This is a genomic window from Phormidium tenue FACHB-1050 (genome assembly GCF_014696925.1).
Lineage (GTDB): Bacteria > Cyanobacteriota > Cyanobacteriia > Pseudanabaenales > Pseudanabaenaceae > Pseudanabaena.
The window spans coordinates 1-11,623 of sequence record NZ_JACJQY010000076.1 but is presented as its reverse complement, the minus strand read 5'-3'; the positions used below and the strand labels follow the sequence as shown (position 1 = coordinate 11,623).

At 44.8% G+C, this 11,623-nt stretch carries 9 protein-coding genes; 7 read left to right on the top strand and 2 right to left on the bottom strand.

The features are described 5' to 3' along the window. Positions 1–323: 323 nt before the first annotated feature. A complete protein-coding gene (gene clpS, locus H6G05_RS24320; protein WP_103667074.1) occupies positions 324–632 on the bottom strand; it encodes an ATP-dependent Clp protease adapter ClpS in 309 nt (102 codons plus the stop codon). Positions 633–844: 212 nt separating this feature from the next. Here clpS and H6G05_RS24315 point away from each other — a divergent pair, with 212 nt between their 5' ends. The 4 genes from H6G05_RS24315 to ftsH all read left to right on the top strand — a co-directional run bounded on the left by H6G05_RS24315 (position 845) and on the right by ftsH (position 7,779). After that, a complete protein-coding gene (locus H6G05_RS24315; RefSeq protein WP_190582471.1) occupies positions 845–1,840 on the top strand; it encodes a Light dependent period protein LdpA domain-containing protein in 996 nt (331 codons plus the stop codon). Positions 1,841–1,906: 66 nt separating this feature from the next. Beyond that, entirely contained in the window at positions 1,907–3,649 is a 1,743-nt protein-coding gene (locus H6G05_RS24310) for a R3H domain-containing nucleic acid-binding protein (protein ID WP_190582469.1), read from the top strand. A gap of 264 nt (positions 3,650–3,913) precedes the next feature. Further along, positions 3,914–5,725: an ATP-binding protein gene (locus H6G05_RS24305; protein WP_190582467.1), complete on the top strand. Its 1,812-nt coding sequence runs from the start codon at positions 3,914–3,916 to the stop codon at positions 5,723–5,725. Positions 5,726–5,916: 191 nt separating this feature from the next. Continuing rightward, the gene (ftsH, locus tag H6G05_RS24300) at positions 5,917–7,779 is read left to right on the top strand and encodes an ATP-dependent zinc metalloprotease FtsH (RefSeq protein ID WP_190582465.1); all 1,863 of its coding nucleotides are present in this window, start codon (positions 5,917–5,919) and stop codon (positions 7,777–7,779) included. A gap of 49 nt (positions 7,780–7,828) precedes the next feature. Here ftsH and H6G05_RS24295 read toward each other — a convergent pair whose 3' ends face one another. Next, complete coding sequence (locus tag H6G05_RS24295) at positions 7,829–8,650, bottom strand: hypothetical protein (RefSeq protein ID WP_190582463.1); 822 nt, start codon at positions 8,648–8,650, stop codon at positions 7,829–7,831. 572 nt (positions 8,651–9,222) lie between these two features. Between H6G05_RS24295 and H6G05_RS24290 the strand changes: the two genes are divergently transcribed. The 3 genes from H6G05_RS24290 (at position 9,223) to H6G05_RS24280 (ending at position 11,530) form a co-directional block, all read left to right on the top strand. Continuing rightward, positions 9,223–10,422, top strand: coding sequence for an ATP phosphoribosyltransferase regulatory subunit (locus tag H6G05_RS24290; protein WP_190582462.1), 1,200 nt, complete (start codon positions 9,223–9,225; stop codon positions 10,420–10,422). A gap of 124 nt (positions 10,423–10,546) precedes the next feature. Continuing rightward, positions 10,547–10,990, top strand: a complete 444-nt coding sequence (locus H6G05_RS24285; protein ID WP_190582459.1) for an SH3 domain-containing protein — start codon at positions 10,547–10,549, stop codon at positions 10,988–10,990. Positions 10,991–11,134: 144 nt separating this feature from the next. Beyond that, a complete protein-coding gene (locus H6G05_RS24280; RefSeq protein WP_190582457.1) occupies positions 11,135–11,530 on the top strand; it encodes a hypothetical protein in 396 nt (131 codons plus the stop codon). Positions 11,531–11,623: the final 93 nt, after the last annotated feature.

Below are 11,623 nucleotides of genomic sequence, written 5' to 3'. Positions count from 1 at the left end.
ATTGTCAATACTGGAAAAAGAAAAGGCTTTTCCGCTTTTGAGTCCATTCTTATCGCTTTGAATCCTCTCAAATCATTGTTTGCTATAGGTTGAGCAATTACAATTTCTTTTAGTATAAGTAGGACTAGAAGTGTCTGTATTGTCGTCTTGAGAAGTGTCTAGATGATTAGATGCGAACGGTCGAGGTTGCAAGTTTAGAGTCGTAGGATTGGTAGATATTTCATGTGACTTCAACTTTTTTTTATAGATGGATTTCATGGTTCATAACCTCTAAATCTAATGGATTTGTAGAGTTAATAGTGGTTAATTTCGTCCGTTAAAACTTACTCAGCTTCCAGAGGAGCCATAGTTAAGCCAGCTTGCTTCAGTTGAGCGTGATAAAGCTCCGCTTGCTCCATTGGTCCGACCCAAACGATCGCTAAGCCTTCAAAATGCACTTGATTGGTCAACTCCCAAGCCATCTCCTCAGTCATGTTTGGAATATATTTCATCAGGCATTCAGAAACATGCTCAAAGGTATTGAAATCATCGTTTAACACAATGACCTTATATTTCGGGTAAGGCTTGCGTACTATCTCTTTGACAGTGTCTTTGACTTTTTCAGGGGTTTGAACAGCAGCAAAAATAGCCATAATCTCAACTCACGCTTTATATATTGCATTATCGCAAAAAGCGATCATAGTTGTGCATATAGAACACAACCCGAAAGATGAAAGCGGCGCAAAGCGCCGCCTTCATCTTCTCGCTTGCGAAAAGCAAAGCCCGATCGCGGTTACAATCGAAAATATACCTAACTACGAGGTTTTCAGCGTGCTAATGACCTTGAGTAAATAGCACTGAAACTATGGAAATTGAAGCTCTGCGATCGCACCAGTGGTTTAAGCTCATTTGTGGTGCGAGTTATCAACATTTACCCTCAATTCGTCATCTGGCGCTAATTTATACATTGGCTGGCGCTGATTGCATTGATATGGCTCCCGATCCTGCCACGATCGCTGCTGCAAGGGAAGGCATCGCCGCCGCACTAGAGTTAGACTCAAAAGCGATCGCCCCTTTAGTGATGGTTAGCTTTAATGATGGCGAAGACCCCCATTTTCGGAAAGCTTTTTTTGAACCTGAGCTTTGTCCTAGCGATTGCAGCCGACCTTGCGAAAAAGTATGCCCCACCACTGCAATAAAGTTTAGTAATGATTACAATGGGATCATGCCAAATCTTTGTTATGGGTGCGGTCGTTGCTTGCCGCTATGTCCAGTGCAGATTATTCATACCCGCGAACAGGTTTATGTCCCTGAAGATATTTTTGATGAAGTACTTAACCAGTCGGTTAATGCGATCGAAATTCATACACAACCCAATCGCACTAAAGAATTTGCCGCATTTTGGCAGCGCTTGAGTCCGATTATCCCCAAGCTCAAGCTAGTAGCTGTAAGCTTCCCAGATTGCGAAGATTTGCGGAATTATCTGATGTCGTTACTCGAAGGGATGAATCCCCAACCGCGATCGCTGATCTGGCAAACCGATGGCAGACCGATGAGCGGCGATATTGGTGACGGTGCAACCCGTGCCGCACTGCAACTAGGGCAGAAGGTTCTGGACTTTAAGTTACCTCTGGGCTTTGTGCAACTGGCTGGTGGTACAAATGCAAGTACTGTCCCCAAACTGCGCCAAGTAAACATCCCCGTGGCTGGTGTTGCCTATGGCAGCTATGCTCGTAAAATCGTGATGGATTTTCTAGAAGGTCTGGGAGAGGACATCCCCGATCGCCTTGAAGATCGTCCTTGTTTACTCTGGCAAGCTGTCGCGATCGCCCGACAACTAGTTTCACAAATCAAATCTTGATGAAAGTGCTGCGAAGCAGCACTTTCATCAAGGAATCAACCTAACTGTAAAACCTGAAAAAGCCTAATGGACTCCATCCGCAAGCAAGTTACAGACAACCTCGATCAACTTCTCGATATTCTGCCACCACGCATCAAAAGTAGCCTCGAACTCTGCGGCGGGTTAGAACAACTTGTCGAAATTGTGATGGATCTAGGCAGGTTGCCAGAAGCGCGGTATTTTGACAGTACTAAATACTTAACCGATGATCCAATTACCAAAGAAGACTTAGCACTCTGTGTGCATCAAGTCGGTGAATTTGGCGGCGACAATCGTGCAGGTATCGAGCGCACTCTGCACCGCATCAGTGCGATCCGCAACCGCAAAGGTGAAATCATCGGGCTAACCTGTCGCGTTGGTCGCGCTGTCTATGGCACGATCGCTATGATTCGCGACTTAGTGGAAACAGGCAAATCGATTTTATTGCTAGGTAAACCAGGGATGGGCAAAACGACAGCCCTGCGCGAGATTGCCCGTGTGCTTGCCGATGACCTGAACAAGCGTGTAGTAATTATTGACTCCTCCAATGAAATTGCTGGCGATGGCGACATTCCCCACCCTGCGATCGGTAGGGCGCGTCGAATGCAAGTCTCTCAACCCGAATTGCAACACCAAGTAATGATCGAGGCAGTGGAAAATCATATGCCTGAAGTGATCGTTATTGATGAAATTGGTACGGAACTCGAAGCATTAGCGGCGAGAACGATCGCAGAACGTGGAGTACAACTAGTCGGCACGGCACACGGTAATCAACTTGCAAATTTAATCAAAAATCCTACCCTATCGGATTTAATTGGCGGCATTCAGTCCGTCACCCTCGGTGATGAAGAAATGCGCCGCCGTGGTTTACCCCAAAAGAGCATTCTCGAACGTAAGGCGCAACCGACCTTTGATATTGCTGTAGAAATGTGGGAGCGATATCGGTGGGCGGTTCATGATGATGTGGCGGGAACCATTGATATGCTGCTACGCGATCGCGATCCTGGTCGTCAGATTCGGGCTGTCAGTGATGCTGGTGAAGTTACGACTACGGAAGAGAAACCCAAAAATCCTGAAGTAATGCGAAATCCTGCGGTCAAGGGTTGGCGAGCCACAGGTAAAATTAAGCCGATTCCCCTTGATCCACAGGTGCAAATGCGTTCTGAAATTGCTGATTTGACTAGCAAGATTAGTAATACTGCTGTAGCAGAATTAAACGATGCTAGCGAAGAAGAGGAAGAGGAATTTGGCGATCTTTCTTCCTATGGGGCGATGCGAGAGCGTTTTGGTACGTTGAATGTTTATCTCTATGGAGTCAGCCGCCATCAAACTGAGCAGGTGGTGCAATCGATTAATTTACCGATTGAAATCACTAAAGATCTTGATGAAGCGGATATTGTACTGGCGCTGCGATCTCAAATTCGCACCAGTTCCAAAGTGCGCCAAGTTGCTGAAGCACGTCAGATTCCCATTCATGCGATCAAAACTAGCACTCTTCCTCAAATTACTCGCGCTTTGCGAAGGATTTTGCACATCGATGAAAGTCCTGCGGATACGATTAGCGACTTGAATATGTTCGCCTATGGTGATTCTGAGGATGAAATCGAAGCTCTCGAAGAAACTCGTCTCGCCGTGGAGCAGATTGTGATTCCTAAAGGTCAACCAGTGGAGTTATTACCGCGTTCATCAATTATTCGGCGGATGCAGCATGAATTAGTGGAGCATTACCAACTGCGATCGGAGAGCTACGGCTCGGAGCCAAATCGACGTTTACGCATTTTCCCTAATTAGTAATACCAACGTACAAAATGGCGTAGCCATTTTGTATATTGAAAACCCTTACTGGGTTTGGTTTTTAATTCCCAAAAGTGTTGCCACACTTTCGTGAATTGGTATAACTGATGTTACGTGGAATGAAGATTGCCCTCACCCCCCAGCCCCCTCTCCCAGAGAGGAGAGGGGGAGCAAAATCCAGAAAATTCTTGTTCCCCTCGCCCTTTGGGAGAGGGGCTAGGGGTGAGGGTCTTACTCCCTTAATCAATTTGACTTTTTAAAATGGCTGAACGCAATCCTTCTAATTCTCGCCAAGCAAATCAGTCACTTGTCGGTGAGACTCCTCTCGCTGCTCCAAATCATGAGCAAGATGTGTTGTGGAGACAAGGGCAATGGGTGAAGTTGTTTGCGGAAGTTACGCTGAAAATTCGCCAATCGTTGCAGCTTAAGGAAATCTTGCGGGCTACCGTAACGGAAGTGCAGCGAATTTTACAGGCCGATCGCGTGCTAATTTACCAAGTGTTACCCAATGGCACAGGACGAGCCATTAGTGAAGCAGTTCTACCCGATTATCCTGCCATTCTCGATTTGGAGTTTCCCGAAGAAGTTTTTCCTACGGAATATCAACAGCTTTACGCAAAGGGGAGGGTAAGGGCGATCGCTGATGTGCATGACCCCCAAGCAGGTTTATCGGAATGTCTAATTGAGTTTGTGAATCAGTTCCATATTAAAGCCAAGTTAATTGTCCCGATTCTGCAAAATCTCAATTCCCATCAACAAAATGAGGCTGTTGCACCTAATCAGTTATGGGGTTTAGTGATAGCTCATCATTGCGATCGCCCACATCATTGGGTTGATTTTGAGCTTGAGCTAATGCAACAACTCGCTGATCAGATCAGCATTGCTTTAGCTCAAGCTCAATTACTGGAACATCTTGAAGAAATTGTGGAAGTACGCACTGCGGAGTTACAAGAAGTCAATCGCAGTCTTCAGCAAGAAATCAATGATCGGATGTTGGCGGAAACAGCTCTACGCCGTAGTGAAGAACAGTTGCGACTAATTACCAATGCGTTACCAGTTCTGATTGCCTATGTCGATGAACATCAGTGCTATCGCTTTAACAACAAAGCCTATGAAGATTGGCTAGGACAGTCACCAGCCGATATTTATGGCAGCAAGATCCAAGCCGTTTGGGGTTCTGAATGTTATGCACGAATGCAAATCTATGTGAAGTTAGCGCTATTAGGACAAGCAGTTGTCTACGAAAATGAAATCACCTTAAAGAATGGACTACCTTGCTCGGTGAATGTTACCTATATTCCTCACCTTGATGAACATAAAAATGTGATGGGGTTCTTTGCCTTGACCAGCGATATCAGCGATCGCAAAGCGATCGAACGCATGAAAGATGAATTTATCGCTGTGGTCAGTCATGAATTACGCACACCCTTAACATCTATGCATAGTGCTTTAAAAATTTTGGCAACTGGACGCTTAGGCAACCTGTCTAAAGATGGCAAGCAAATGCTAGAGATTGCTGATGACAATACTGAACGATTGCTGCGCTTAGTTAATAATGTCCTTGATTTGCAGCGGATTGAGTCGGGGGAAGTGAAAATGGAAAAGCAAGTCTGTAATGCGGCGGCTTTAATGATCAAAGCAACGGAATCCATGCAACCAATGGCTCAACAGCAGGGGGTAATCTTGGCAGTTAAGCCAATCGACATCGAGATTTTAGTTGATTCTGATTACATTGTTCAAGCTCTCACCAACCTCCTCAGTAATGCGATCAAATTCTCGTCAACCGACGGGACTGTTTGGTTAACTGCTAAGCGTAAATCTGATACCGAAGTACTATTTTCAGTGCAAGATGAAGGGCAAGGAATTCCTTCGGACAAATTAGAAAGTATTTTTGAGAGATTCCAGCAGGTGGATTCATCGGATTCAAGGCGTAAGGGTGGGACAGGGCTAGGACTAACCATCTGCCGCAAGATTATAGAACAACATGAAGGTAAAATTTGGGCTGAAAGTATTCTCGGTAAAGGCAGTACATTTTCGTTTACTTTACCTTTATTATTTCCTTCTCAAGATTAAATGATTTGAGAGAGTGCGCCCCAAAGGGGCGCACTCTCTCAACATAATAAGTAAAAGGCGGCGCGATCGCGCCGCCTTTTACTTAATTCTCTTCCTAGCGACACAGGCGGCTATCCCTACGTTTGCTGTCTAGCGCCAAGAAACCATCATTTCTATAATGACTCTAGAAACAAATCGTAAAATATAAAAAAATGGCTGTCAAAAAAGAAGACCCCAAGCGATCGCGTGCAAGACTGATTGGCAATGTCCTATTGCTGATCGGCGCAGGATTGCTCATAATAAACATCTTTTTACCAAACTTATTTGCGCCGCCCATGGCGCGTGTTCCCTATAGCCTCTTCGTCCATGAAATTGAAGAAGGCAATGTAGCAAGGGTATATATCGGACAGGATCAGATCACCTATCAATTAAAGGGTGTCACTCCTGAAATCCCTGGAGATGTAATTTCGACTACCCCAATTTTTGACTTGAATTTGCCAGAACGTCTCGAAAAGAGTGGGGTCGAATTTGCCGCCGCACCTGTTCAGAAATCAGGCTGGTTCGGTACATTACTTAGCTGGGTCATTCCCCCATTGATTTTTGTCGGTATTTTCCAACTGTTTAGCCGTAACGGTGGCGGTGGCGCTCCTGGTGGCTTGCAGATTGGCAAGAGCAAGGCAAAAGTCTATGTTGAAGGTGAATCAACTAAAACGATGTTTGTGGATGTCGCTGGGGTTGATGAAGCCAAACAAGAACTTCAAGAAATTGTGCAGTTCCTTAAAACTCCTGAGAAGTACACCAAGATCGGCGCGAAGATTCCTAAAGGCGTATTGCTAGTTGGCCCTCCTGGAACAGGTAAAACCCTCCTCGCTAAAGCCGTCGCTGGTGAAGCAGGTGTTCCCTTCTTCAGTATCTCTGGCTCTGAATTCGTAGAACTATTTGTCGGTGTTGGTTCTTCGCGAGTACGTGATTTGTTTGAACAAGCCAAAAAACAATCGCCTTGTATTATCTTTATCGATGAACTTGATGCGATCGGTAAAGCTCGCTCTAGCGGTGGTATGTACGGCGGTAACGATGAACGTGAACAAACTCTTAACCAATTGCTTACCGAAATGGATGGTTTCGGTGTAGATGGAACCACAGTCATTGTTCTTGCGGCAACTAACCGCCCTGAAACCCTTGACCAAGCCCTCTTACGTCCAGGTAGATTCGATCGCCAAGTATTAGTCGATCGCCCTGACAAGAGTGGACGCTTAGCAATTCTCAAAATCCATGCGACAAAAGTTACTCTCGACAAGAGTGTTGACCTAGAAACAATCGCTACTCGTACTTCAGGTTTTGCAGGTGCGGATCTTGCTAACCTCGTGAATGAAGCAGCTCTGCTTGCGGCTCGTGCGGGACGCGAAACTGTGTTATTGGAAGACTTCGCGGAAGCGGTCGAACGTGTAGTTGCTGGTCTAGAAAAGAAGAGCCGTGTTCTCAATGAGAACGAAAAGCGCATCGTTGCCTATCACGAAGTTGGTCATGCTCTCGTCGGAGCGCTTAACTCCAGTAGCGGCAAAGTTGAGAAAATCTCGATCGTGCCTCGTGGTATGGCGGCTCTCGGCTACACCTTGCAACTCCCAACGGAAGATCGCTTCCTGTTAAGCAAAGAAGAAATTGAAGCTCAAATTGCGACTTTATTAGGTGGGCGATCAGCAGAAGAAATCATCTTCGGTAGTATTACCACTGGGGCATCCAATGACCTTCAACGCGCTACCGATCTTGCGGATAAGATGGTGACTAGCTACGGCATGAGCGAAGTTTTAGGACCTCTTGCCTACCAAAAGCAACAAAATCAATTCCTTGGTGGTATGGAAATGGCACGCAATGTCAGCCCTGCTACTTCGGAAGCGATCGACAAGGAAATCAAAACCATTGTCGAAAATGCCCATGCAAAGGCACTTGCAATCCTCAATGCGAATCGTGATTTGCTAGAGTCGATCTCTGAGAAGCTCTTAGAAACAGAAGTGATCGAGGGTGAATTCCTGACTGGTTTACTAGCTCAAGTTAAACCTGCTGAAGTTAACGTCTAGTCCTCTCAAGAATTACCAAAAAGCCGCGCTTTGCGCGGCTTTTTGCTTTTTATGATACGCAATATTTATCAGTTGTCTGTACAGACTTGACCTCGATAGCTGCACCTGTGTTAATCACAAATTCGCTTAGACCTACTTCATTATTAGGATTTCCCCAATCATAGGTATAGCCCATTCTTGTCCAAGGATAGCCTCCCGTAGCGTTATAGGACTGGGATTTTAAATTCTCAAACCACTGGAGATGTGAGAGTTTGATACTTGTGTCAGGGGATACAGGTATTTGGGTAAATTCACCAAAGGCATTGCGATCCGTAACCTCGGAATCAGCACTGGGGCGAAATAGATTGTCAGGATTGACCCACAACTCTACAAAACGGGTTTTGCCATTTTGCGGAGGTAGTCCGAGGAGTTGCTCTAACCGCAGAATGCGATCGCTTTGATTAGGCACATCTTTTAATTTCTCCTTGCAAAAATTCTGCAATTCAGGAGCTACAGTTACCCATGTTTGGCGATTTGTCGTAATGGATTGACCAATCTGATTGTCGTAACCCGTAAAACTTGTCCAAGTAGCGACCAATATTTTGTCCTTAGGTGCGGTCTTGTTTTGCCAAATCAAGAATGGATTGTCTTTAGTAATTGCCACTAAGTTTTGGGAAACTTCATTTAGTTCTGCTACCTTGGCATCTGCAACAGCAAGATTGTACCTATTGATTAAGTCAGCAGGAACGGTTTGGGAATAGAGGCTTTGCGGTGTTTGGAATACTACTGCAATAAAAGTAGCGATTGCTAGGAAGGTAAAGACAATAGCTTTAACTGGAACCTTAAAATTGAAGCCAGATTTCAGATCGATATTCAAATTAATTGTCTTCATGCTTAGTACAGGACAAAAAGTTGCAAAAGTAGATAGAAAGGGGTTTTATAAAAGATAGCCACATCACTCGTAAACCCCCTATGGAAGAGATTAACCTATTCCGCGAAAAATTTACAGCAACATCTGCAATGGAATGCAGCAAGACTAGCATTTGTGTCCATATTTTTAACCGCGCTAATGCGAGTAAAGACAGTAAATCTAGCGAAAATCGCCACAGGATTTAGCGGCAAAGCCAAAGTCGAATCGTACTATTAAGAGATTACAGAGGTTTTTCCGAGACTTTGAAGTGAACTATGAAAGCATCGCCCTCATGGTTGTAAAAGTAATGAAAATACCTGAACCATGGATAATTTCCATAGACCGCACCGATTGGAAATTCGGTAAGACCGTGTTTAAGGTCTTAAAAACCCAAAATGGCTACGCCATTTTGGGTTTTGGAATTAGGGGTGCAGAGCAAAGCACCGCACCCCTAATTCTTGGAATGGCTAGCTATTTTGTGTTTTGTAAAAGGCGATCGCCTAATATCGGTAAGGATTCACGGTACGATAAAAGACGAAGACTGAGAGAACTGTATGGTGCATCAACTGCCAACTGGCGCAAAAGACTTACTTCCCCTAGACGTTGCTCAAAAGAGTTGGATCGAGAGCCGCATTCAACAAGTTTTTCAGTCGTGGGGCTATCAACGCATCATTACCCCCACTGTCGAACATTTGCGATCGCTGACCGCAGGTGGAGCCGTTGATCCCAAATCGGTGATTCAACTGCATAGCAGCAGCATTGATATTTTAGGCTTGCGACCCGAATTTACCGCCTCGATCGCGCGAGCCTATGCCGCTCGTCTGGGGCAGAATGTGGCAACCTGTCCACAGCGAATCTATTACAATGCCAATGTATTTCGGCGCAGAGCCAATAACACTTCTGAGGAATCCTTTCAGGCTGGCGTAGAACTATTGGGGGCTTCGGGATTACTTGCCGATGGTGAAATCTTGATGCTCTTAGCCGAGAGCCTCGATCGCCTAGAACTGCCAGACTGGAAAATTATTCTCGGTGATGCCAGACTGACGGGTGCATTGCTAGACTTACTGCCAGAGCAATATCGCGCCAGAGTACGGCAATGTCTAGCCAGTCTCGATCGCATTGCGCTGCAAGAGATGGACTTACCCGCTGATGTCAAGGGCTATGCCCTCGAATTGATTGACCTGCGCGGTAAGCCCAAGGATGTTTTGAGTCGCTTGTCGGGCAGTACATGGACTTCTGGATTAACAGGCGAAATTAATTACCTCAAATCATTAATTGATCTTTGGGAAAGTACGGGGCTAACTTCAAGCGATCGCCTGATTCTTGATCTTAGCTTCATGCAAACCTTTGACTATTACACAGGGATCGTTTTTGAAGTGGCTTGTAATAACTATGTGGTTGCTCAGGGTGGACGCTATGATCACCTGCTTGGGGTTTACCATCCCCAAAATGTCAGTTATCCCAGTATTGGCTTTTGCCTTAATCTTGAGGATTTACAGCAAGCTCTACAGTCGCAGTTACCTCAGACTATGGCAACCTCTAACTGCCTAGTAGTTGCTAAAACTACCGATGCAATGCAAGCAGCATTTGCCCATGCTGCACTTTTACGACAAGATCCCAATATTGAGGCGATCGAGCTAGAGCTAGAATTTCGGGCGGAGGATGCTGTTCGTGACCATGCGCGATCGCGTGGTATTTCTCAGATTGCATGGGTTAGTAATGATGGGGTAATTAGCTTAGAAACTGTAATTTAAAAAAGTAGAGGGAATGCTTAGCATTCCCTCTGTTTTTTCTAGTTAAAAAATCTCTGTTAAATTTGGAGAACTTAAGGTAATCTATTCAACCAATCATCCATTTTGGTTAGCTAGTGATTTGATAATGAGATTTCCAGAAACGGCAAAATCTAGTGTAAGTTTAGCGTTTAGTCTGGGACTAATTGCCTCCATAGTGACGGTTGGCTGGTATTACATCATTTTGCCTTACCGAAAAAGTCCGCAAAGACCTGTTTTTACTAATGATCTCAAAGCTGTACCTGCACCAAAATCGCCGATCGCTGCTATCAAGGTGCAGCCAATACCTCAGCCAACGGTTAAAGCTAAGCCTAAGGAGAATGAGGCTAAGTATCAAGGTAAAGTCAATGCCAGTATTGGTCTAGTATTTCGATCTGATCCCAATCAGTCTGCGCGTAATGTTGGTGGTGCAGACTTTAATACCAAAGTTGCTGTAATTAGAGAAACCCCAGATCGTGAATGGGTATATGTCAGAAACGAAAGTACAAAAGAAGAAGGCTGGGTCAGAACTGGTAACATCACTAAGGAATAAAGAAAAGCCTCGCATTGCGGGGCTTTTCTTTTGAGTTGGGTGCGATGGTCGATCGCGATCGCGTAATTCAAGAGGCGATCGCTTTAGTTTCTAGTAATAATGCGTAAGATAAAATCAAAATATTGATAAATCAGTGTTCAACGTATGGAAATTGTTACTCCTATTCTGGCTGCGATCAAAGTCATTGTTGACTCTGGGATATTGGGCAAGGTTGGTGATGGCGCAATAGCTAAAGTTGGTGAAAATGCTGTTGATGGTGTCGGCAACCTGTCTCAGAGACTATGGGCAATGCTAAGACGGAAAGCTCCCGATACTGATACGGTCAAGAAATTGGGTACAGGGAAAGAGATCGATTATCAGCAAGCGGTAATTGATGTTGAGGCGATCGCTGATGATCCTGATGTGGTGAGGTTGTTGGGTGAGGTGCGAGCGCTTCTGGCTAATAATCAAGAACTAGCTGCTAAGGTTGAGTCTTTGCAGAAACAGTTAAAATCAGGAGACACTATTAGCATTGGTAAGCAAGTTAATGTTAAGGAATGAAAAATAAATAACTTATGCATTTCAGTTATTTTGAGGAATAGCTCTATAATTCCATTTAGGAAGATATTCATCAAAAATGATAGGTAGATTTTC